The 22,436-nt window shown below is 68.3% G+C and carries 23 protein-coding genes; 14 read left to right on the top strand and 9 right to left on the bottom strand.

The features are described 5' to 3' along the window. Position 1: 1 nt before the first annotated feature. Positions 2–1,573 carry an ABC transporter substrate-binding protein gene (locus JDV09_RS10880; protein WP_221369137.1) on the bottom strand — a complete coding sequence of 524 codons (1,572 nt, stop codon included), beginning with the start codon at positions 1,571–1,573 and terminating at the stop codon, positions 2–4. Between the two features lie 306 nt (positions 1,574–1,879). On the opposite strand from JDV09_RS10880, the gene JDV09_RS10875 reads away from it, so the two are divergent. Continuing rightward, the gene (locus JDV09_RS10875) at positions 1,880–2,851 is read left to right on the top strand and encodes a 2-hydroxyacid dehydrogenase (RefSeq protein ID WP_221369136.1); all 972 of its coding nucleotides are present in this window, start codon (positions 1,880–1,882) and stop codon (positions 2,849–2,851) included. Positions 2,852–2,864: 13 nt separating this feature from the next. Here the strand turns inward: JDV09_RS10875 and JDV09_RS26740 are convergent, their stop codons facing one another. Beyond that, the gene (locus JDV09_RS26740) at positions 2,865–2,993 is read right to left on the bottom strand and encodes a hypothetical protein (protein WP_255605166.1); all 129 of its coding nucleotides are present in this window, start codon (positions 2,991–2,993) and stop codon (positions 2,865–2,867) included. 173 nt (positions 2,994–3,166) lie between these two features. Here JDV09_RS26740 and JDV09_RS10870 point away from each other — a divergent pair, with 173 nt between their 5' ends. Beyond that, positions 3,167–4,699 carry an alkaline phosphatase D family protein gene (locus tag JDV09_RS10870; protein ID WP_221369135.1) on the top strand — a complete coding sequence of 511 codons (1,533 nt, stop codon included), beginning with the start codon at positions 3,167–3,169 and terminating at the stop codon, positions 4,697–4,699. Between the two features lie 171 nt (positions 4,700–4,870). On the opposite strand, the gene JDV09_RS10865 is transcribed toward JDV09_RS10870, so the two are convergent. The 6 genes from JDV09_RS10865 to JDV09_RS10840 form a co-directional block, all read right to left on the bottom strand. Beyond that, on the bottom strand, positions 4,871–5,803 hold the full coding sequence (locus JDV09_RS10865; RefSeq protein ID WP_221369134.1) for a LysR substrate-binding domain-containing protein: 933 nt from the start codon (positions 5,801–5,803) through the stop codon (positions 4,871–4,873). Then, entirely contained in the window at positions 5,803–6,285 is a 483-nt protein-coding gene (locus tag JDV09_RS10860) for a hypothetical protein (RefSeq protein ID WP_221369133.1), read from the bottom strand. The genes JDV09_RS10865 and JDV09_RS10860 overlap by 1 nt, the downstream gene beginning before the upstream one ends. A gap of 40 nt (positions 6,286–6,325) precedes the next feature. Continuing rightward, positions 6,326–7,585 carry a glucarate dehydratase family protein gene (locus tag JDV09_RS10855; protein WP_372452895.1) on the bottom strand — a complete coding sequence of 420 codons (1,260 nt, stop codon included), beginning with the start codon at positions 7,583–7,585 and terminating at the stop codon, positions 6,326–6,328. Between the two features lie 2 nt (positions 7,586–7,587). Then, positions 7,588–8,520, bottom strand: a complete 933-nt coding sequence (locus JDV09_RS10850) for a 5-dehydro-4-deoxyglucarate dehydratase (RefSeq protein WP_221369176.1) — start codon at positions 8,518–8,520, stop codon at positions 7,588–7,590. Between the two features lie 52 nt (positions 8,521–8,572). After that, positions 8,573–10,183: an aldehyde dehydrogenase (NADP(+)) gene (locus JDV09_RS10845; protein ID WP_221369132.1), complete on the bottom strand. Its 1,611-nt coding sequence runs from the start codon at positions 10,181–10,183 to the stop codon at positions 8,573–8,575. A 179-nt stretch (positions 10,184–10,362) separates the two neighbouring features. Next, positions 10,363–11,055, bottom strand: coding sequence for an HxlR-like winged helix-turn-helix transcriptional regulator (locus tag JDV09_RS10840; RefSeq protein ID WP_221369131.1), 693 nt, complete (start codon positions 11,053–11,055; stop codon positions 10,363–10,365). 166 nt (positions 11,056–11,221) lie between these two features. Between JDV09_RS10840 and JDV09_RS10835 the strand changes: the two genes are divergently transcribed. The 8 genes from JDV09_RS10835 (at position 11,222) to JDV09_RS10800 (ending at position 17,653) form a co-directional block, all read left to right on the top strand. Then, the gene (locus JDV09_RS10835) at positions 11,222–11,446 is read left to right on the top strand and encodes a hypothetical protein (RefSeq protein WP_221369130.1); all 225 of its coding nucleotides are present in this window, start codon (positions 11,222–11,224) and stop codon (positions 11,444–11,446) included. Between the two features lie 213 nt (positions 11,447–11,659). Next, a complete protein-coding gene (gene stpK7, locus JDV09_RS10830) occupies positions 11,660–13,417 on the top strand; it encodes a serine/threonine protein kinase StpK7 (protein ID WP_221369129.1) in 1,758 nt (585 codons plus the stop codon). A gap of 96 nt (positions 13,418–13,513) precedes the next feature. Then, on the top strand, positions 13,514–14,866 hold the full coding sequence (locus JDV09_RS10825; protein WP_221369128.1) for a cytochrome P450: 1,353 nt from the start codon (positions 13,514–13,516) through the stop codon (positions 14,864–14,866). Positions 14,867–15,095: 229 nt separating this feature from the next. Next, entirely contained in the window at positions 15,096–15,569 is a 474-nt protein-coding gene (locus JDV09_RS10820; RefSeq protein WP_221369127.1) for a hypothetical protein, read from the top strand. Between the two features lie 338 nt (positions 15,570–15,907). Then, on the top strand, positions 15,908–16,369 hold the full coding sequence (locus tag JDV09_RS10815) for a DUF5994 family protein (protein WP_308124084.1): 462 nt from the start codon (positions 15,908–15,910) through the stop codon (positions 16,367–16,369). Between the two features lie 125 nt (positions 16,370–16,494). After that, on the top strand, positions 16,495–16,698 hold the full coding sequence (locus tag JDV09_RS10810) for a cold-shock protein (protein ID WP_221369125.1): 204 nt from the start codon (positions 16,495–16,497) through the stop codon (positions 16,696–16,698). Between the two features lie 236 nt (positions 16,699–16,934). Continuing rightward, positions 16,935–17,396 carry a DUF5994 family protein gene (locus JDV09_RS10805; protein ID WP_221369124.1) on the top strand — a complete coding sequence of 154 codons (462 nt, stop codon included), beginning with the start codon at positions 16,935–16,937 and terminating at the stop codon, positions 17,394–17,396. Further along, positions 17,393–17,653 (top strand): hypothetical protein, encoded by a 261-nt coding sequence (locus JDV09_RS10800; RefSeq protein ID WP_221369123.1) that lies wholly within the window; start codon positions 17,393–17,395, stop codon positions 17,651–17,653. Before JDV09_RS10805 ends, JDV09_RS10800 begins: the two co-directional genes overlap by 4 nt. Before the next feature lie 13 nt (positions 17,654–17,666). On the opposite strand, the gene JDV09_RS26735 is transcribed toward JDV09_RS10800, so the two are convergent. Next, a complete protein-coding gene (locus JDV09_RS26735; RefSeq protein ID WP_255605190.1) occupies positions 17,667–17,801 on the bottom strand; it encodes a hypothetical protein in 135 nt (44 codons plus the stop codon). A gap of 241 nt (positions 17,802–18,042) precedes the next feature. On the opposite strand from JDV09_RS26735, the gene JDV09_RS10795 reads away from it, so the two are divergent. From JDV09_RS10795 to JDV09_RS10780, 4 genes are all read left to right on the top strand, one after another. Continuing rightward, entirely contained in the window at positions 18,043–19,176 is a 1,134-nt protein-coding gene (locus JDV09_RS10795) for a glycosyltransferase (protein ID WP_308124083.1), read from the top strand. Beyond that, a complete protein-coding gene (locus tag JDV09_RS10790) occupies positions 19,173–20,195 on the top strand; it encodes a glycosyltransferase (protein WP_221369175.1) in 1,023 nt (340 codons plus the stop codon). The genes JDV09_RS10795 and JDV09_RS10790 overlap by 4 nt, the downstream gene beginning before the upstream one ends. Positions 20,196–20,235: 40 nt before the next feature. Then, positions 20,236–21,075, top strand: coding sequence for a transglutaminase-like domain-containing protein (locus JDV09_RS10785; RefSeq protein ID WP_255605163.1), 840 nt, complete (start codon positions 20,236–20,238; stop codon positions 21,073–21,075). Between the two features lie 160 nt (positions 21,076–21,235). Continuing rightward, on the top strand, positions 21,236–22,429 hold the full coding sequence (locus tag JDV09_RS10780) for a fatty acid desaturase family protein (protein ID WP_221369121.1): 1,194 nt from the start codon (positions 21,236–21,238) through the stop codon (positions 22,427–22,429). The last annotated feature ends 7 nt before the right edge of the window (positions 22,430–22,436 follow it).

Here is a 22,436-nt window from a genome sequence, read left to right as displayed (position 1 = left end):
GTCAGGACTGGTCGGTGTGGTCGGCGGCGGTCGGCGTCATCGCGGACAGCCGCATCTCGTCGCCGGTGGCGGCGTCGGGCGTGTAGTCGATGCGGGGCGACTTTCCGAGGATCCCGCGCATGTGCGCGATGTAGGCCATCTGCATGATCTCCTCGGGTTCCTCGGCGAACAGTTTCGCGAACGCGTCCTGGCGGGCCTGACCGGTCAGTTGCTCGGCGGCCCGGATCTTGGTGTCGAACGCCGTTGTGCCGTAGGCACTCTGCGGACCGTCGGACAGCATGTACTGGTCCATCGTGAAGGCCGCGTCACCGGCCTGGTTGCCGTGCTGGATCATCAGCAGGTAGGGCCCGGTGTTCGGCGGGAACGGGCGCAGCTGGTACTCCAGCTGGCTCGCGGTGTCCATCATCTCGATCTTCACGTTGAGCCCGATCTCGGCGAGCTCGCTCTGGATGACCTCGATGGTCTCCGCGATGTTCGGGAACTGTGCGGTCCGGCCGATCAGCCGGATCTCCCGGTCGACCGGCACGCCGTCGGCCCTGGCCTCGTCGATGAGCGCCCTGGCCCTGTCCAGGTCGTGCGGCCAGGGCTGCAGCTGGTCGTTGTATCCGACCACGCCGGAAGGGATCAGCTGCGCGGCGGGCTGGCCGAGGTTGCGGAACAGCGCCTTGACGATGCCGGTCCGGTTGACCGAGTAGTTGATGGCCTGCCGGACCCGGATGTCGTCGAGCGGGGGTTCGGTGGCCTGCATGCGCAGCGCGGTGGTCTCGCCGTTCTGGAACGGCACGCCCAGCTCGCCGGCGCCGTCCTCGGGTCCCAGCCCGGTCGCGATGTCGGCCTCGTCGTTGGTGATCATCGCCGCGCGCACCGAACCTTCGCTGCGCCACTGGTATTCGGCCCTTGCGAAGGCGGGCTCGGCACCCCAGTAGGTGTCGTTGCGCTTGAGGGTCAGCTTCTGGCCGTACTCCCAGTCGTCGATCGCGTACGGGCCGGTGCCGATCGGCTCGCGCACCTTCTCGGTCGTGCTGGTGGTGCGCGGGACGATCTCGATGAACGAGATCCGCAGCGGCAGAATGGGATCTGGCTCGGTGGTACCGACGACCACGGTGTGTGCGTCGGGCGTCCGCAGCGTCAGCTTCTCGTCACCGAACACATAGCCGTCGACGTTGCACTGCAGATCGGAGTTGACGGCCCGGTCGATGGAGAACGCGGCATCCTCGGAGGTGAACGGCGCCCCGTCGGAGAAGGTGACGTCGTCGCGCAGCGTGAAGGTCCATTCGGTGGGGCTGGTCTGCTCCCAGTCGGTGGCCAGCAGTGGCTGCAGGTCGCCGGTGTCGGGATCACGCTCGGCGAGCGGCTCGGTGATGTTGGACCGCACCACGACACCGGTGGAGGTCAGCGAGCTCTCGCAGGGCTCCAGCGTGGGCGGCTCCTGGGGCAGCACGATGCGCAGCGTGTAGGGGTCGTAGCCGCCCCCGCCGGAGTTCGCGACCGTGCAGCCGGCGCCGGTGACGACGACGCCCGCAGCGACCAGCGCGGTCAGGCACTGGCGCGTGAGCCGTGGGTTGGAGTTCATGGATCCTCCGCTGAGGGTTGTGATGTCCACGTATGTAGATGCTGGCTGTGATGGCAACCACACGGTAAGAGCACGTTTTGGAGACCGTCAACCCCACCGAAACGGGCCTATCTGGGGGTTTTCGACGCCCGTCAGGTCCCGTCGAACATCCCTGGAACCGGGCCTGACCTGCGTGTTCGACGCTGGGGCGAAGTGTTGATACCGGGAAGATGTCGATGCGGGAGGGTGTCATGCCGTTTGGCTATGAGTTCATGCTATTTAGGACGTGGACGGGTATCCGCAGCTCGCCGTACCGTGAGTCTCACTATGAGTACACACGGTTCGGTATTGCAGGTCGGCCCGCTCAAGCCCTCGCTGGCCCAGACGCTGGCCACGGACTACGCCGCGCGGACGCTGCCGGAGGCACCCGCCGACCGGGCAGCGTTCCTGGCCCGGCACGGTTCGGAGATCACCGCTGTGGTGACCTCCGGACGCACCGGGGTGGACGCTGCGTTGATGGCCGCGCTGCCCAACCTGGGCGCGGTGGTGAACTTCGGGGTCGGCTACGACACCACCGACGTCGACGCGGCCGCGCAGCGCGGCGTCGCGGTGAGCAACACCCCCGACGTGCTGACCGACTGCGTGGCCGACACCGCCGTGGGGTTGATGATCGACACCCTGCGCCGGTTCTCCGCCGCCGATCGGTATGTGCGGGCCGGCCGATGGCCCGTCGACGGGAACTACCCGCTGACCCGGCAGGTCAGCAATACCCGCGTGGGCATTATCGGGCTGGGTCGCATCGGTACCGCAATCGCATTGCGGCTCAGCGCCTTCGGCTGCTCGATCGCCTACCACAACCGCAATCCGGTGCCGGATTCGCCGTACCGGTATGCACCGTCGCCGGTGGAACTGGCCCGCGGGGTCGACGTGCTGGTCGTCGCCGCGGCCGGCGGGGGCGGGACGCAGGGCCTGGTCGGCGCTGAGGTGCTCTACGCGCTGGGGTCAACGGGCTACCTGATCAACATCGCCCGCGGCAGCGTGGTGGATCAGGATGCGTTGGTCTCGGCCCTGGCCGACGGGCGGCTGGCCGGTGCCGGGCTCGACGTGTTCGCCGACGAGCCGCGGGTGCCCGAGGAGTTGTTCGCGTCGGACAACGTCGTGCTGCTGCCGCACGTGGCCAGCGGCACCGTGCAGACCCGGGCGGCCATGGAGGCGCTCACACTGCGCAACCTGGACGCGTTCCTGGCGACCGGTGAGTTGGTGACGCCGGTGCCGTTGCCGGCACCGGCGTCGACCTGACTTCGGGTGTCGGTCAGCGGCGGACGGCGCAGCCGGCGGCGATGTTGTGGCAGTGCCCGCCGCCACTGCAGGTGCCGCAATGGCACCGGCAGCCCTGATGCCGCAGCTTCTCCGAGATCTTGTGGTCTTTGTCTTTGGACATGACATGCTCCTCTCTGCATATGTGACGCTAGTCCGTCGATGCCGTCGGTGCGCCGGATTCACCCCCGTCCGTCAACCCGAGTTCACAACCATTTCGCGTGACGGCACCTCGATGGAGAGACACCGGACGGCTGGTCGTCATCGGCGGGAAAGATGACTTTCTGACACTTCGCCGTGTCGCTGTCGCTCAGCCGTCGCGCGGTCCTCAGGGGCGCGGCCGGCCTCGCCGCCGTCCCGCTGCTCGGCTTCGCCGCCGAACCCCGCCGCGCCCCGGTGCCGGGCGATCCGTTCACCCTGGGCGTGGCCTCGGGCGAGCCGGGCCCGGACGGCGTCGTGCTGTGGACCCGGCTGGCACCCCGGCCGCTGGCCGACGACGGGCTCGGCGGCATGCCCGCCCGCGCCGTCGACGTGCAGTGGGAGGTGGCGTCCGACGAGAACTTCGCCCGCATCGAGCAGCGCGGCAGCGTCATCGCCACGCCGGAGTCGGCGCACAGCGTGCACGTCGAGCTGGCGGGCCTGCGACCCGGCACCGAGTACTTCTACCGCTTCCGCGCCAACGGGGCCGTCTCGCCGTCCGGCCGTACCCGCACCGCTCCGGCGCCCGGTGCGCTGACCGCGCTGACGATGTGCGCGGCGTCGTGCTCCAACCTCGAGCAGGGCTGGTTCACCGCGTACCGCCGGCTGGCCGAAGACCACCCGGACCTCGTGCTGCACCTGGGTGACTACCAGTACGAGTACGCCGCGCGCGGTGGCGGCGTGCGGGTGCCGGTCGGGCCGGAGACCGTCACGCTGGCCGATTACCGGCAGCGCTACGCGCAGTACAAGACCGACCCCGACCTGCAGGCCGCGCACGCGGTGGCGCCGTGGCTGGCGGTGTTCGACGACCACGAGATCGCCGACAACTGGGCCGACGAGGTGCCCGGCGATCCGCAGCCCGACTTCCCGGCCCGCCGCGCCGCCGCGATGCAGGCGTACTTCGAGAACATGCCGCTGCGCTCGACGGCGCGGCCGCGTGGCGCCGGCATGCGGATGTATCGCCGCGTGCACTGGGGCGCGACCGCCACGTTCCACATGCTCGACACCCGCCAGTACCGCTCCGATCAGCCCTGCGGCGACACGTTCGGCAGCGACTGCGCCGACCGCTTCGACCCCGGCCGCACGATGACGGGCGGTGCGCAGGAACGCTGGCTGCTCAACGGCTTTCAGCAGTCCCGGGCGCGCTGGGACATCCTCGGCCAGCAGGTGTTCTTCGCTCAGGTGGACTTCACCCCGGGACCGTGGCGCGGGGTGAACCCGGACGCCTGGGACGGCTACGTCGCCAACCGGGACCGCATTGTCGCGGGCATGGCGCACTCGGCGGTGCGCAACGGCGTGGTGCTGACCGGCGACGTGCACTCGCACTGGGCCGCCGAGGTGCACGAACGGGCCGGCGACCCGCAGTCGCGCAGGGTGGCGACCGAACTGGTGACCACGTCGATCAGCTCCGGTGGCGACGGGTCGGACATGCGTGACGACGTGGCGGCGATCCTGCCGGAGAACCCGCACATCCGGTACTTCAGCAACCGCCGGGGTTATGTCCGCGCCCGCGTCACGCCCGATGAGCTGCGCGCCGACTTCCGCACCTTGCCCTATGTGACCCGCCCCGGCGCGCCGGCGGAGACGGCAGCGTCGTTCACCGTCCCCGACCGCGTGCCCCGGTTGCTCTGAGTCTCGTTCCCCGGCCCGCCGGGGCGCGCTCGGCCGCCGCGCCCCGCTGGCCCGCTCGGCCGCCCCGCTCGGCCGCCGAAATGGCATTCCAGCTGCGAAAGTGCGAGAAGGCGCCCGCCGGAATGCCATTTCGGCGCAAGGGGGTGCCATTTCGGCGGACCGGGCGGGGAACTAGACCACGCCCTCGACGCCCTCGACCAGGTCGTCGGTGGTCCACTCATGCTGGGGGAGCACGTCCTTGATGACCCGTAGCAGCGCCGGGTTGGTCGAGTCGCCGCGCCACACCGCGTCCAGCTCGACCGGCCGCTCACGAAAGGCGCCGATGGTCCGGAACACCACGCCCTCGGGATGCAGCGTGGCCGCCGAGGCGGGTACAAGCGCGATCCCGATCCCGGAGCGCACCAGGACCAGCATGGTGTGCACCTGCGTCACGTACTGCACGTAGCGCGGTGTGGCCCCGGCGATCGTGAACGTGGAGATGAGCAGTTCGTTGAAGTACCGGGCCTGCACCGGCGAGTACATGACGACGTCCTCGCCGTCGAGGTCGGTCAGCGTCAGCTGCCGCGACAGGTCGGTCAGCGGATGGCCCGCCGGCAGCGCCGCGATCAGCTGCTCGTGCAGCAGTGGCCGCGACACCAGCCCGGGACGCTTCAGCGGCGGGCGCGCCATGCCGAGGTCGAGCTCGCCGGTCATCAGCCCCTCGATCTGGGCGGAGGTGACCATTTCCCGCAGGTCCAGCTTCACGTCCGGCAGCCGCTCACGGGCCCGCTCCAGTAACCGCGGCAGCACGGCGTGCGCCGATGCGGCGGTGAAGCCGACCACGACGGTGCCGAGGTCGCCCGCCGGGATGCGTTTGACGGTCTGTGCGGCGCCCTCGGCGAGCTGCAGGATGCGCCGCGCGTCGGGCAGGAACGCCGCCCCGGCCGGGGTCAGCGTCACCGTGCGGGTGGTGCGGTCGATCAGCTGAACCCCGAGCTCGCTTTCCAGCTGCTGGACCTGCCGCGAGAGCGGCGGCTGGGTCATGTGCAGGCGCTCGGCGGCGCGGCCGAAATGCAGTTCCTCGGCGACGGCGACGAAGCAGGCCAGTCGGGCCAGCGAGAACATCAGGCCTTCGGGGCCAGTTTGACCGCGACCAGGCCCAGCCGGCCGGCCGCCTCGGTGAACTCCGCGACGCTCGGCACGCCCGCACCCGGGAACCGCAACCCCATCTGCCGTTGCGCCTTCTTGGGCCCGTAGGCGGTGGCGACCCGTTCGGCGATCTCGCCGACGGCCGCCGGGTCGCTGATCAGCGTCCCCTGCATCGGCGCGGTCTTTCCGCGGTAGGTGACGTCGGCGACCGCGCCGCCGCGGAAGTTGGCCTTCCAGCCGGCGTTGAGCAGCGCGTAGAAATCGCCGTCGAGCCGGTGGGCGCTGACCGGCACGGCGTAGCGCCGCCCGGTCTTGCGGCCGGTGAACCCGACGACCATGAAGTCGCCGATCGGGGCGCCGAGCGGGGTGCGCAGCGCCCGCCGCAGCACGGTGTTCAGCGCCCGCAGGACGGCCTCGGGAGGATGGGAGATCTCGATCGTCGCCGACTGATCTGTCATGCCCCCACCGTAGGGCGCGGCGGGTGCCGCCGCGCTTGATTCACCAGCGCGGGCTGGCAAGCTCGAACGACGGTTCCACGGTGCGCATGTAGCCGGTGTCGTCGCGGTCACGGATCCCGCACCGGAGGTACTGCTCGTGCAGTGCGGCCAGCGCGTCGTCGTCGATCTCGATGCCCAGCCCGGGCGTCGTCGGCACCGGCACGGCCCCGTCGACGAACCGCAGCGCCCCCGGCATGACGACGTCCTCGGTCTTCCACGGCCAGTGCGTATCGCAGGCGTAGGTCAGGTTCGGGGTGGCTCCGGCCAGGTGCACCATCGCGGCGAGGCTGATGCTCAGATGGGAGTTGGAGTGCATCGAGAGCCCCAGGCCGAACGTCTCGCAGATTCCGGCCAGCAGCCGTGAGCGCTGCAACCCGCCCCAGTAGTGGTGATCGGAAAGCACCACCTGCACAGAGCTTTTGGCGACCGCGGGCGCGAGCTGGTCGAACGCGACCACGCACATGTTGGTGGCCAGCGGCATCGGGGCCTGCTGCGCGACCTCGGCCATGCCGTCCAGTCCCGGGGTCGGGTCCTCGAGGTATTCCAGGATCCCGGCCAGCCCGGAGGCCACCTTGACCGAGGTCTGCGGGGTCCACGCGGCGTTGGGGTCCAGCCGCAGCGGATGGGTGGGGAACGCGGCGTGCAGCGCCTCGATAGCGGCCATCTCCTCCTCGGGCGGGAACACCCCGCCCTTGAGCTTGATCGCGCTGAAACCGTACTCCTCGACGATGCGCCGCGCCTGCGCGACGATGCCGTCCGGATCCAGTGCCTCCCCGAAGATGTCGGGGGCGGCACCCGGGTGGGCTGCCCACTTGTAGAACAGGTAGGCGCTGAACGGCACCGCGTCACGCACCTTGCCGCCCAGCAGATCCGACACCGGCCGGCCCGTGGCGTGCCCCTGCACGTCCAGGCAGGCCACCTCGAACGGCGAGAGCACCTGGTCCACGGCGCTGGCCGTGGTGATCATCCCGGCGGTGCCGACGGCGGCGTCGTCGCCGCGCAGCCGCTCGGCGATCGCGGCGCGGATCGTGTTCAGCGCGAACACATCCTGGCCGGTGATGGCCTCGGCGGCGGCCCGCAGCCGGGCCAGGTGGCGGGTGTCGGCATAGGTCTCGCCGAGCCCGACCAGGCCGGCGTCGGTGTCGAGCTGGATGATCGCCCGCAGCGCGTACGGTTGGTGGACGCCGACGGTGTTCAGCAGCGGCGGGTCGGCGAACGCGACCGGGGTGATGCGTGCACCGGTGATCCGGATCGGGGCCATGATCAGACGGCCTCGCTCAGCGCACCGGCCAGAACCGACCGGCCGGCGGCGACGATCCGGCGCAGCTGGGCCAGGTCCTCGGGGGTGGGCATGACCAGCGGTGGGCGCACCGGTCCGGCCGGGGTGCCCTCCATCGTCACACCGGCCTTGACCAGCGACACCGCGTAGCCCGGAACGGTGTCGCGCAGCCGCACCAGCGGGATGAAGAAGGCGTTGAGCAGCGCGTTGGCCAGTTCCTCGTTGCCCGATTCCAGCGAGTTGTAGAACGCCAGCGCCAGGTCGGGGGCGAACGCGAACGTCGCCGACGAGTACAGCGGCACACCGATCGCGCGGAACGCCGCCTGTGTGGTCTCCGCAGTGGGCAGGCCGTTGAAGAACAGGAAGTCGGGGTCGACCTGGGTGGTGACGGCCTGCACGATGCGCGCCACCTGATCGAAATTGCCGGTGCCGTCCTTGAATCCGATGACGTTGGGAATCTTGGCGACCGCGACGGCCGAGTCCTCGGTGAACTTGGCGTTGTTGCGGTTGTAGACGATGACGGGCAGGTCGGTCACCGCCGCGACGGCGGCGACGTAGTCGACCAGGCCGGGCTGGGGAACCTCGACGAGGTAGGGCGGCAACAGCAGCAGGCCGTCGGCCCCGGCCTGCTGCGCGGCCACGGCGAAGCGTTTGGCCTGTGCCACCGAGCCGCCGGCGCCGGCGTAGACGGGCACCCGCCCGGCGACCACCTCCACCGCGGTGCCGACGATCTCGCTGAACTCCTGCTCCTCGAGGGCGTGGAATTCGCCGGTGCCGCAGGCGATGAAGACACCACCGGGCCCGGCCTCGACGCCCTGGGCCAGGTGGCGTGCCAACGCGTCGAGATCGACGCGGCCCGCGTCGGGGCCGGATTCAACGAACGGGGTGACGGGGAAGAACAGGACTCCGTCGAAGATGGGGCGCATGCTGTCGGGGCTCCTCGTGAGATGGTGGTGGGGGTGTGTGGGGTCAGTCCTGGGTGAGCCGGCCGTCGATGCGCCGCCACAGGTGGTCGGGGTTGCCGTCGGCGATCACGCTGGGCAGCAGGGAATTCGGCACGTTCTGGTAGCAGACCGGGCGCAGGAAGCGCTCGATGGCCCGGCTGCCGACCGAGGTGCTGCGCGAGTCGGACGTGGCCGGGTGGGGCCCGCCGTGCACCATCGCGTGACACACCTCGACCCCGGTCGGCCAGCCGCCGAACAGGATCCGGCCGGCCTTGAGCTCGAGCAGCGGCAGCAGTTCGGCGGCGGCGGGCAGGTCGGAGTCGTCGGCGTGCACGGTGGCGGTCAGCTGGCCCTCGATACCCCGCGCGACTGCTCGCATCTCCTCGGTGTCGGCACAGCGCACGATCAGGCTCGACGATCCGAATACCTCGGCCTGCAGCGCCTCGGATGCCAGGAAGCTCTTCGCGTCGGTGGTGAACAGCGCTGCATGACAAAATGTTTCGGACTCACCCGTACGCCCGCGCCCGACGGTGTCGGCGGCTCCGGACAGGGCGTTGACCCCGTCGGCGTAGCTGCGGGCGATGTTCGGGGTCAGCATCGGGGTGGCCGGCGCCGCCGAGAGCGCATCTCGGGCGGCGGCGACGAAATCGTCCAGGCCCGGGCCGTCGACGGCAATGACCAGGCCGGGGTTGGTGCAGAACTGTCCGGACCCCATCGTCAGCGAGGTGACGAACGCGCGGGCCAGCTCGGCGCCCCGGGTGTGCAGCGCACCGTCGAGCAGGAACACCGGGTTGATCGAGCTCATCTCCGCGTACACCGGGATCGGCTCCGGCCGTCCGGCAGCTGCGGCGACCAGAGCCGTTCCGCCGGAACGTGATCCGGTGAAGCCGACGGCCTTGATCCGTGGATCGGTGACCAGGGCGATGCCGAGCTGCGGGCCCGAGCCGAACAGCAGCGAGAACGTCCCCGCCGGCAGGCCGGACTCCGCGACGGCGGCGGTGATCGCGCGGGCCACCAGTTCGGAGGTGCCGGGATGCGCGTCGTGGCCCTTGACGACGACGGGGCAGCCCGCGGCCAGCGCCGAGGCGGTGTCACCGCCGGCGACCGAGAAGGCCAGCGGGAAGTTCGAGGCGCTAAACACCGCGACCGGTCCCAGCGGGATGGAGCGCTGCCGCAGATCGGGCCGGGGCAGTGGGGCGCGGTCGGGCAGCGCGGTGTCGATGCGGGCGCCGTTGAAGCCGCCGTCGCGCAGCACCTCGGCGAACAGCCGCAGCTGGCCGGTGGTGCGGCCGACCTCGCCGGTGATGCGGGCCTGCGGCAGGCCGGTCTCGGCGACGGCACGGGAGATCAGCGGCTCGCTGACCGCCTCGATGTGGGCGGCGATCGCCTCGAGGAACCGGGCGCGCTGCTCGGAGGTGGTGGCCCGGTAGGCGGGGAACGCGTCGGCGGCCGCCGCGCAGGCGGACTCGACGTCGGCGAGGTCGCCGTGCCGGTAGGCGGGCTCGAGTGGCTGCCCGGCCGCCGGGTCGAACGCCCGGATCTGTTTGCCCGTCCCACGCACCGGTGTGCCGGCGATCAGCATCTGACCGGTGAGGTGGGTGGTGTCGGACACGGTCGGAGAGATGGTTCCGGTCATGCCGTCAACGGTATGGGGGAGATCAATGCCTGTCCAAGACCGATTCCCGCGCTACTAATGCACTAGTTGGATCAATCGGGGTCCCCCGGTCCGCCGAAATGGCATTCCAGCAGCGAAAGTGCGAGAAGGCGCCTGCCGGAATGCCAGTTCGGCGGACCGGGGACGGACGGAGGGCGGAGCTATTCGGCGGCGGCCAGGGACGCCCCGGCCTCCATCCGCCGCTCGAGGAGCCGCTGCAGGGCGCTGCTCGCCGCACGGTCTCCGGACACCTCGAGGCGTTTGTCGGCGATGGCCTCGGAAATCGAGATCTTGTCGCCGAGCATCGCCATGACGGTCGGCGCGTCGGCCCGCAGCGTGACGTCGGCGTCGGTCTCACACGCGCCGGGCGTGACGGTCACCCGGCCGCCGCGCAGGTGCAGGCACGCGACGCTGTCGGCGATGTGGAACTCGTAGGTCGCCGCCAGATCGGTCGGGACGGTCCCGCGCAGGTCGGCGGCGAGATAGGTCACCAGCCACTCGGCGCGGAAGGCCTCGGCGGTGATGTCGGCGTCGCCCATCTGGTGCCGCGTGCCCCAGTTCGCCAGCGGGAGCATCGCCAGGGCGAGCTCGCGTCCGGAGTCGGAGAGCTCGTAGACCACCGCCGATCCGGGCTGGTCGAGGGCCAGCCGGCGCTGCACGACGCCGTCGGCTTCGAGTTGGCGCACCCGGGTCGCCAGCAGGCTGGTCCCGATCCCCGGCAGCGAGTCGACCAGGTCGGTGTAGCGCTTCGGGCCCGAGCTCAACTCGCGCACGATCAGCAGCGTCCAGCGCTCGCCGACGACATCGAGGGCGTGCGCGAGACCGCAGAACTGTCCGTAGGTTTTCCGACCCATGCCCAGGATCCTACCCCTCAACTCCTCTTTCTAGAAAGAACTAAAGAAAAACTTGGCTACTTCATTTTTTTATGTTACGTTTCGAACTGTATCCGAACGACCGTCGGAAACCGTCGATCACGTGGAGAACCCGCGTGATGTGGAACTCAAGACGAGGTGAATGACCATGGCTTCAATCGCCGGAAACCCCACAGGCCGCTGGACCCTCTCCGGGCTGCTGCGGCGCCTGCAGTGGTCGCCCCGGACCGCCGTGCGGGCCGATATCGGGGCGGCCGACCGCGCCGTCGCCGCCGTCGCCGCTGAACCGCGGCGCAGGCATCGGCACTACCCGCCGCAACGGGACCGCGTGTTCGAGCACGCGGCGATGGCCAGGGAGATGTACCGGCTCTGACCCGCGACCGCCGTCGCTGACAGGCGGGCGCAGAGCCCACCTGTCCGGGGAGCACCGGCTTTCGCCGGTATCAGCGCCCCGCGCCGTCGGATCTCCGCACCACCGGTGATCGGGTGGACCGTCATGAGCAGGACTGCCGTGTCCCGGCAGGCCAGAGCCACATGATGTAGCTTCGTTCCACATACCGATTGGCCGCTGCCGAGGAGATCACCGGTGAATGCGACACCATTCGGGCGCTATCGGCTTCAGAAGCTGATCGGCCGGGGCGGGATGGGCGAGGTCTACCAGGCCTACGACACCAAGACCGACCGTGTGGTGGCGTTGAAGGTGCTCCCGCACCACATGGCCGAAGACGAGGTGTTTCAAGCGCGCTTCCGCCGCGAGTCGCAGGCGGCCGCCGGGATCAACGATCCGAACGTCGTACCGATCCATGGTTTCGGCGAGATCGACGGCCGGCTCTACCTGGACATGCGGCTGATCGAGGGACGCAACCTGGGCGCGATGCTGACGGACGCCAGCAGGCCGCTGGGCCCCGACTTCGCGGTGCGCATCGTCGAGCAGGTCGCCCATGCGCTGGACTCCGCGCACAAGGCGGGCCTGATCCACCGCGACATCAAGCCGTCCAACATCCTGGTCGCCGCCCACGACTTCGTGTATCTCATCGACTTCGGACTGGCCCGCACCGCCGGAGAGAAGGCGTTGACCACGGCGGGCAGCACGCTGGGGACCCTGGCCTACATGGCTCCGGAGCGTTTCGAGGCCGGCCAGGTCGATGCCCGCTCCGACATCTACGCGCTGACCTGTGTGCTCTACGAACTGCTCACCGGCTCCCGGCCCTACCCCGCGGACAGCCTCGAGCAGCAGATCGCCGGTCACATGGTCGCCACGCTGCCCCGCCCGTCGGACAAGGATCCGCGGTTGGCCGCCTTCGACGACGTGATCGCCAAGGGTATGGCCAAGAAGCCGTCCAAGCGCTACCAGACGGCCGGGGAGCTCGCCGCGGACGCGCGGCGGGCCCTCAACGCGCCGGTCCGTCGCGGCAGCGGTTCCCGGCATGCCGCCCGCACCGAACGCCGCAAGCCGAAGAAGCCGCTGGTGCTGACCGCGGCGGCGGCGCTGATGGCGGCCGTCGTCGCGGTCGGGCTGTGGGCGTGGGCACCGTGGCGCGACGACGGCGGTGCGGCGGAGCTGCCCGACGGCGCGGTGCCATCGATCGCGGCCACCGTGCCCGCCGACATCCGGGACACCGGCCGGCTGGTGATCGGGGTCAACGTGCCCTACGCGCCGATGGAGTTCAAGAACGCCGACGGTCAGCTGGTCGGGTTCGACGTCGAGTTGATGAACGCGATCGCCCGGGTGCTGGGGCTGGTGCCCGACTACCGCGACATGGCCTTCGACAAGATCCTGCCGGCGGTCCGGGACGGCTCCGTCGACGTCGGCATGTCGTCGGTCACCGACACCAAACAGCGTGAGGACCTCGTCGACTTCGTCACCTATTTCCAGGCCGGCACCCAGTGGGCGCGTCGGCCCGGACCCGCGGTGGGGCCCGCGGCGCCGTGCGGTGTGCGCATCGGGGTGGCCGAGGGGACACTGCAGGCCACCGAGGAGCTGCCGCACAAGAGCGACCAGTGTGTGGCCGCCGGCCTGGCGCCGATCGAGATCGTCGAGTTCGCCAGCCAGGACGCCGTCACCACCGCGTTGATCAAGGACGAGGTCGACGCGATGTCGGCGGACTCGCCGGTCACCGGGTTCGCGATCAAGCTGTCCCGCGGCGATCTGGTGCCCGCCGGCGACGTCTTCGACACCGCGCCGTACGGCTGGCCGGTGGCCAAGGACTCCGGGCTGGCCGAATCGCTGCGCCTGGCCCTGGAACACCTGATCGAGACCGGTGAGTACCGGGCGATCGCCACCATGTGGGGCGTCGAGCGGGGCATGATCGACGCGCCGGCGATCAACGGCGCCGAGCGGTAACGATCGGCCCCGCGCGGCCCGTTTGTGAAAAGGTTTGCGCCCCCGCGCCACTCGACGAGCACGACATCTCTCCCGCAAGGCTCGTACCCTGGGGTCATGACGACGACGTCATTGCCGGCCGGTCCGCGGCTGCCCCGGTCCGTTCAGGCGGCGCTGATGCTGGGGTGCGGGCCCTGGTACATCAACGCCTGCCGGCGTCACTACGGTCCGACGTTCACGCTGCGGGTGGCCTCGATGGGCACCCTGGTCTATCTCACCGATCCGGCCGACATCAAGACCGTCTTCGCCGGCGATCCGCGTATTTACCATGCGGGAGAGGCCAATTCGATCCTCAAGGGGTTGCTCGGCGACAGCTCGGTGCTGGTGGTCGACGGCGACGTGCACCGCGATCTGCGCCGACTGATGCTCGCCCCGTTCGCGCACAACGCCGTCGCAAGCCAAACCGACCTGATCGCGCAGATCGCCGCGGACAACATCGCCGGCTGGCCGGTCGGCGAGAGCTTTCCCGCCGCGCCCAAGATGTCGGAGATCACCCTGGAGGTGATTCTGCGGACGGTGATCGGCTCCAGTGACCCGGACCGGCTGGCGGCGCTGCGTGACGTGCTGCCGCGGGTGCTGCGGATAACGCCGTTCGAGACACTGGCGGTGGCCAACCCCAAGCTGATGCAGCGCCGCCCGTGGCGGTCGCTGCGGACCGCGATCGCCGAGGCTGACCGGCTGCTCTACGCCGAGATCGCCGACCACCGTGCCGACCCGGATCTGGCGTCGCGCACCGACGCGCTGGCCATGCTGGTGCGTGCCGCCGACGAGGACGGCCGCACGATGACAGATCGTGAGCTGCGCGACCAGCTGATCACGCTGCTGCTCGCCGGGCACGACACGACGGCGACCGGGCTGTCCTGGGCACTGGAACGGTTGACCCGCCATCCCGAGGTGCTCGCGAAGGCGGTGCGCGCCGCCCAGCAGGGCGACGGCCTCATCGCTCCTCACGTGCGCGGTGACGAGTACCTGGACGCCGTCGCCAAGGAGACGCTCCGGGTGCGCACGATCGTGTTCGACGTCGGCCGGATCTTGCAGGAGCCGGTGGAGCTGGCCGGCCACCTGCTGCCCGCCGGGGTGATGGTGGTTCCCGGAATCGTTGCGGTGCACACGGATCCGCGGCTGTACCCGAATCCGGAGCGGTTCGACCCGGACCGGATGCTCGGCGCGACGCTGAGCCCGACGACGTATCTGCCGTTCGGCGGCGGGAACCGGCGTTGCCTGGGGGCGGCGTTCGCGATGGTCGAGTTCCAGGTGGTGCTGCGCGAGATCCTGCGTCGCGTCGAGCTCGAGACCACCTCGGCTCGCGACGAGCGGCGGCGGCTCAAGCATGTGATCTTCGTGCCGCACCACGGAGCGCGGATCCGGGTACGGGCGCGGCGCGCGACTACGACACGCCGAAGCGCGTAGATCCCGGCCTGCCGGTTCGCGGGCATTTGGCCGAAGACGCTCATGGGTTGGACGCTCGCACGGCAAAAGGTCCTCTAATCGCTACGTCAAGGGCGACGGAAGCGTGTACACCGCAGACTAATTCGAGTGGGTCGACCAAACCGGGCGGTGGCATTCCGTACCCACCTATCCGGTCGCAGCCGGAGGCGCGATCACCACCTCGGGTAGCTATCACAAGACGCTGGCATTCGTGCCGTTCATCGGTGGATCCGGCTCCAACCCGTTGATCCTGATCCAGGGAACGGTGGGTGCGCTGCTCGGATTGCCCTCGGGCGCAACGACACTCAAAGCGCCGAATCTGAGAATCGAGGCTACCGTTGCGGCGCATAATCGTCGGGCGCCGACGCTGACGTTGACGTACTCGGGAACCGGGAACGCCCAGCACGTGTACGCGCGGGTCGTCGACGACGAGACCGGCCTGGTGCTTTGCAACCAGGTCACGGCGATACCGGTGACGCTGGACGGGCAGACCCACACGGTCACGTGCGATCTGGAGCAGGTCGCCTACACCTTGCAGGCCGGGCAGTCGCTGACGGTGCAGGTGAGGACCTCGGCGTTCCCGTTCATCAGTGTCTACTCGTGGGGTGCCATCACGGTGGTGGACATAGAGGTCTCGCTGCCGATGCTGGACACGGCGACGGGGGCGGTGGCCGGCTCAGCCTGAGTCCCGGCGAGGCCCGACAACGCAAGGTGTAGTCTAGAGGAAGGCCGCGGCCGCACCGACAGTCCTGTCGGTGCTAGCGCGAAGATGTGCGGCCCGCGACGCGATTCTCTTCGCTCGGACGCTGAGTACGGGGAGTCCCCGTACCACTCGAGGACGTAGACTATGGATTCCTCTGACCTGTTTTCGCATCGTCAGGAGGCGCAGATCACCGCGCCTGACCCGGCGGCCCACAAGCCGGTGCAACCCCCGGTCTTCTCCGACCAACCTCAACCTTCCCGGCCCGGCGATTCGCCGTCGACGTGAACGGGATCGCGCGGTCACGCCGCGCATCCAGTCCGGTGCGCCTGACGTTGGCCCGCCAATCGCTAGGTGGCATCGGTGGGGCGTGGTGGCCGCACTCGGCGCTGATCGCCGCGGAGTTGCCCGACCTCGTCGGAGCGTTGCACCGACAGTTGGGGGAGATTCTCGACATCCGGATCAACTGGACGGCGACCGAGGGGCAACTCGACCTCGAGACCATCGTCAGTGGTGCGCGCGTGATGCGGCCCGATGAAGGACAACGCTACCCCAGGTTGATGGCCGTCACGGGCCGGGCCGGGCAGGCCAACCTGCTTGTCGTCCCCAGCATGACCTCACAGGCGCTCGGCATGATGGTGATGCGCACTGCCGCGGGGATGCCCACCTCTCGCGGTGTGGGCGACGCCCGGGTGTTCGAAACCGCGCAGGTGGTTATGCGTCTGGCGCAGGCAGAATGTGCCAAGTGGATCGACGAGGCGGCTGTCGAAGAAAAACTGGTATAGTCCAACGGTTTCCGCCCGGGTTCACTGACAGGTCCAGCTCGCGATAGGGGCGATGTGCTGCGACCGTGCTAATCTGATCGCAGATGTCCGTTCGACATCTGTTCACGATGAGAGAAGATCAGAGTATGGCACAGGGAACTGTGAAGTGGTTCAACGGCGACAAGGGCTTCGGCTTCATCGCCCCCGATGGCGGCGCGGAAGATGTCTTCGTCCACTATTCGGAAATCAATGGAAGTGGATTCCGCTCGCTCGAGGAGAACCAGCGCGTTCAGTTCGAGGTTGAGCAGGGCTCCAAGGGGCCGCAGGCTGTCCGGGTGACTGCCGTCTAGCAGACGCAGACCCGTGTGTGGGCTGGTGGGAGCAATCCCGCCAGCCCGCTTTCATTTCTGGTGTGTGCCTCTGCCGTGGGCCGGTGCGGATCGTCGCACGACGCCTCTGCCTCTTGGCGGCGTGGTGGGCGTAGAGTCGAGTTATCGGCGGAATGTCGCACACGGCCAGCTGAGATCGTGTCGTCGCCGGTTCACTACACGGGCCGCTGTACAAAGCGCTCAGGCGGGACCTCAAGATGGCAAAACAGAATAGGGGCGTTGGCTTTGGCCAGCGCCATAACGGTCCCCAGAACACCCCGCGGCTGCGCCTGAAGCGCAAGACGATCCACCGCGGACGGGTCGACGGGGCATGGTGGCCGCACAGCACAGATCTCACCACTGAACTACCCGATCTGGTGGCGGTTCTCTCGGTGCGGCTCGGTGAAGTTGCGCGAGTGACATACAACCGCGCCGAATGGAGTACAGCGCCGGCCAAGATTCGTATCGACGACCGGATCGTGCGGCTCGACGGTTACGACCGGCAACCAGTCAACACGTTGGGCGTCCTGGACTCCCACGGTCGCGGCACGGTACTTCTTGTCGTCCCGGCGCAGACCAGCGCCGAAGGCGCTCACACGCTGATGATGTCGGCCGCCGGGGCCGAAGACGAATCTGGCATCGACGATCTGCTCGCAACGGCACAGGGGAGTCTTCGATGACCACGCCGGATCAAATCTTCAAGGCGTTCAACAATTTCGGCAGCGACGATCTGCCTGCTGATGCCGTCGTTTCACGACGCATGCTGCAGCGGCTTCAAAGTATCGACAACCCGGAGTTGGCGGGACCGCAGTCTCCGGAAGGGCGCGCTGCGCTGGCGTCGAGTGTGGTGGCGCACGCGGTCGTCGAACTCGAAGCTGAGATCATCGCGCTGAAGCAGTCGCTCTCGGCAAACGCCGGGACTTCGCCGCGTCAGTGAAAAGGATTGATCGTCAACGCTTCTGGTCGGTGATCGCGCTGGTGTGCGCGGCCTTTTCCGCAGCCTTGGCATGCTTGTCGGCCCGCTTTTCTTTCAGGGACTTTCCGGACTTCTTGGACATCGATTGGCGCGGTGATTTGTCGGACACGAGGGTCCCTTCATTGTGGAGCCCGGTTGGCCCCGATGCGTAGACCCTACTCTTCCAATTCTGGCCTACTCGAACAACCGGGTGTACCGTTGAACCTGTTGGGAACCCAGCCAGTCCGGAAAGTGTCAGCAATACGCTGATCTCGCCGAGCAACCGCTCACACCGGACGCGGCGGTATCAACCGTCAGGCTGGATCACCATGAATACTCTGCCTCCTTTGCAGTCTCCGTATGCGCGCCCTGTGCTGCCCCCCGTTGCGGGCAAGGTGCGGTTCGGCCTGCTCGGCACCTGTCCTCCAACCCTGAGCGGACCGGCCAGATTCAGCGATCATCTGTCGGCGGAGATGTGCGCGCAGGGGGCCGAAGTCTCCGTGGTGCGAGTCGCGGATGACTCGGGATCGGTTGGGCGAGTGGTCGGCGAACTGTTCAACGGCTCGGCGTCCTCCGTGGCGGAATGCACGGCATCTCTCAACCGGTGCGACGTTGCCCTCATCCAGCATGACGACGGCATGTATGGCGGTACGCACGGGGACCAACTCCTCGATGTTCTGGAAGGGTTGCGGGTTCCCTCGATGGTGACCGTCCACACCGTTCCGAAGAATCCCGCACCGCATCAGCGCTGGGTTCTCGAGCGGATCGCCGCGACAACCGATCGCATCGTGGTGATGTCGGAGGCCGCACGTGAGGTGCTGTGCAGCGGCTACGCGGTTGAAAGACGCCGGGTCATCACGATTCCGCGCGGGGCGACGGTCCCACTGGAGCCCCGTGGGAAGCGCCCCAGTAGGCCCATCATCTTGACGTGGGGCCTGCTGAGGCCGGGCAAGGGGATCGAGCGGGTCATCGAGGCGATGCGTTTCGTACATGATGCGCCGGGCCACCCGAGGTACCTGGTCGCGGGTCGAACGGATCCGAAGGAACACGCCGCCGAGGGCGAGACGTACCGAAATGGCCTGATCGAGCTGGCCCGCCGGGAGGGGGTGGCCGACTCGGTGACGTTTGACGGCCGGTACTACGGCGATGCCATGCTGACCGAGCTCATCCAGTCCGCGGCTGTGATCGTGCTGCCCTACGATTCCACCGATCATTTGGCTTCCGGCGTACTGGCCGATGCCGTGGTCGGCGGCCGACCGGTAGTTGCGACCGGCTTTCCGCACGCGGTCGAAATGCTGTGCACCGGCGCCGGCATCCTCGTTGGCCACGATGATCAGGCTGCGCTGGTGTCAGCGTTGCGCAGGGTGTTGACAGACCCCCGGTTGGCGGGCGCGATGGCCGCCGAGGCGCGCAGGCTGGCCCCGGGGATGCAGTGGTCGGTGGTGGCGGGGGCGTACCAGCGTCTCGGGCGGCGACTGCTATCCGAGCGCAGGGCGCGAGTATGAGCACACCGGTCCCCGAAGCGAAGTTCGATCACCTCCTGCGACTGACCGATCGTCGCGGCACCGTGGCGAATGCCCGTCTCGGTCAGCCGGCACCGGACCGCGGCTACTACACCGATGACATGGCCCGCGTGCTGGTCGTGGCGACTCGCGAGCCCGGCCCCGATGGGGAACTCAATGCCTTGGCCGGTATCGCGTTGCGCTTCTTGGCCGATGCGCAGTCATTCGACGGACCCTGCCGAAATCACATGGACAGCAGAGGAATCTGGCTTGACGAGCCGACGGTTCAGGACTGCTGGGGGCGGTGCCTCTGGGCTCTGGGTACCGCGGCTGCACACAGTAACGTAGGGCGGGTTCGTCAGATGGCCATCATCCAGTTCGAGCGCGCCGCACAGAAACGGTCACCATGGCTGCGGGCACAGGCCTTCGCGGCGGTGGGCGCGGCGGAGATGTTGTCGTTCGATCCCGTTCACGCGCCGGCGCGCACACTTCTGGTCGATTATGTGGCGGGCCTCGCCGAGTCGTCCGGTGATCTGCGCTGGCCGTGGCCGGAACCGCGGTTGACCTACGCCAACGCGGTTCTTGCCGAGGCGATGATCGCTGCCGGAACTGCGCTCGAAGATCCGGCGGTGCGTCGCCGCGGGCTGGACCTGTTGGCGTGGTTGGTCGAATTCGAGACGAGGGATGGGCACCTGTCGCCGACTCCGGCCGCCGGAAGAGGGCCGCAGGACGCTCGACCGGGATTCGATCAACAACCGGCCGAGGTGGCAGCTCTGGCCGACGCCTGCGCGCGGGCCGCCAGAGTGGACGACGACCCGGTGTGGGTGGACGGAGTGAACGCCGCCCTCGCGTGGGTGTGCGGGGCCAATGACATCGGAGAACCGATGTGGGACCCGGATACCGGCGCGGGCTACGACGGACTGTGTACCGACGGGGTAGACGTCAACCAGGGAGCCGAGTCCACCCTGGCCGTGCTGTCAATCCTGCAGCAGGCACGACGACTGTCAGTCATGCCGGGTTGACTCCGCCACCGTCGGAGGCCGGGCCGACCGAAGGGACCGTATGGATATCGCTGAGGGGCAGCAGTGTCCGCAGGCCTTGAAGCGGATCGTGGGGGCTGAGCTCGACGTCGACGTATCGGCGCCGACCACGCTGGAGTTCCAGATCGCGGTCGCTCCGCACCCGGGTGCGGAGATCTTTGAGTTGCTCGCCTTCGTTCTGGACGGCGAGCCCGTACAACCGTTGGAGATCAGCGGCATGCACGGCAATCGCATACACAAGTTGGATGTGGCGGCGGGACACCTCGAGTTGGTCTACGCCGCGACCATCGTCGGGCAGACCGCTCCGGCGCCGGTCACCGAATACGACCTATCCATGTATCTGCGACCGAGCCGTTACGCCGAGGCCGATAAGTTCTACGGATTCGCGGCAACAGAGTTCGGCCGGTATCTGGACTCGACGACTCTGTTGGAGAAGGTGTCGGAGTGGGTAGGGGGCCGGCTGAGCTATGTTCAGGGCTCCAGCGACCCGATCGACGGTGCGGTGGACACCCTGCTCGCCGGAGCGGGAGTGTGCCGGGATTTCGCCCATCTGGCTGTGGCACTGCTCCGCGCCGTCAACGTTCCCGCCCGAGTTGTGTCGGTCTATGCCCCGGGGCTGTACCCGATGGATTTTCACGCTGTCGCGGAGGCGTTCGTCGACGGGTCGTGGCGGGTGGTCGACGGTACGCTGCTGGCGCCTCGCCAGACACTGGTGCGCATCGCCACTGGGCGCGACGCCGCCGACATCGCTTTTCTGGACAACCACAAGGGCGCGATCACGCTGAACGCGCTCACGGTCTCGGCGATCGTCGACGGTGCGCTTCCCAGAGACTCCATCGACGAGCTGGTGTCCATCAGGTGACGGGCGCGCGAGCGCTTTGACGCACTCTGGGCGTCTGACTACGCTGAAGTGACGCCGACATGCTGCCGTCGTCCTCCGATATCGGCTGGTGGTCCGCAATCGCCCTGGGTTCGCACCGAGCCCGACCACTGAACTTCGGAAACGGATCGGCAGGACTCAGGTGGCAATCGCCGATATTGCTGCGTACGCACATCTGAGCGACGCCGACATCGAGTCACTGGGGCGCGAACTCGACGCCATCAGATCCGATGTCGAGGACTCCCTCGGACAACGCGACGCGGCGTACATCGGGAACACCATACGCTTCCAACGCATCCTCGACCTCGTCTCGCGACTGATCCTGATCTGCAGCAGATCGAGGGCGGGGTGGGTGCTGGGCGCCTGTGCGCTCGGCTTCGCCAAATCCGTCGAGAACATGGAGATCGGCCACAACGTCAGTCACGGCCAGTGGGACTGGATGAACGACCCGGAGATCCATTCGACCACGTGGGAGTGGGACATGGTCGCGGTGTCTTCGCAGTGGAAGTACTCGCACAATTACCGCCACCATGTGTTCAGCAACATCGTGGGCGTCGACGACGACCTCGGGTTCGGTGTGATGCGGATGACGCGAGACCAGCCTTGGCAACCAGTGCATCTCGCGCAGCCGCTTCGGAACCTGTTGCTGGCCTTGGTCTTCGAATGGGGAATCGCGCGGCATGGACTGCATTCCGAGCGGGACCGGCTGATCCTGGATGACGGCAGGGTGGCGCAGTCGAGGTCACTGATGTGGGGCAAGATCGGCCGCCAGACTGTCAAGGACTACGTCCTGTTCCCCGCTCTGGCGGGAAAGCGTTGGCGCAGAGTGCTTGCCGCCAACGCGGTTGCGAACATCCTGCGCAATCTGTGGGCCTATGGGGTGATCTTCTGCGGGCATTTCCCGGATGGAGCCGAGAAGTTCACCGAGGACGTACTGGACCGGGAGACCAGGCCAGAGTGGTATCTGCGCCAGATCTTGGGTGCCGCCAACTTTCGGGCCGGACCACTGCTGGCCTTCGCCAGCGGCAACCTGTGTTACCAGATCGAGCACCATCTGTTTCCCGATCTGCCAAGCAATCGGTACGCCGAGATCGCGGTTAGGGTCCAGCAACTGTGCGAGAAGTACGGACTCTCCTACACCACGGGATCGCTTGCTCACCAGTATCTTCTGACGCTGCGAACGATCCACAAGCTGGCACTGCCCGATTCCTTCCTGACGGCCACGTCCGACGACGCTCCGGAGACGGCGTCCGAACGCAAGCATGCCGATGAAGGAGTGACGCCTCGCGGAATGTCGGAGAAGCGACGGCGTCGTCGCTACAGGTGGTGGCGATGAGGATGCA

This window comes from Mycolicibacterium xanthum, from assembly GCF_019710635.1.
In the GTDB taxonomy this organism is placed as follows: Bacteria; Actinomycetota; Actinomycetes; order Mycobacteriales; family Mycobacteriaceae; genus Mycobacterium; species Mycobacterium xanthum.
The sequence above is the reverse complement of the archived record's forward strand: the minus strand, read 5'-3'. Positions and strand labels throughout refer to the sequence as shown.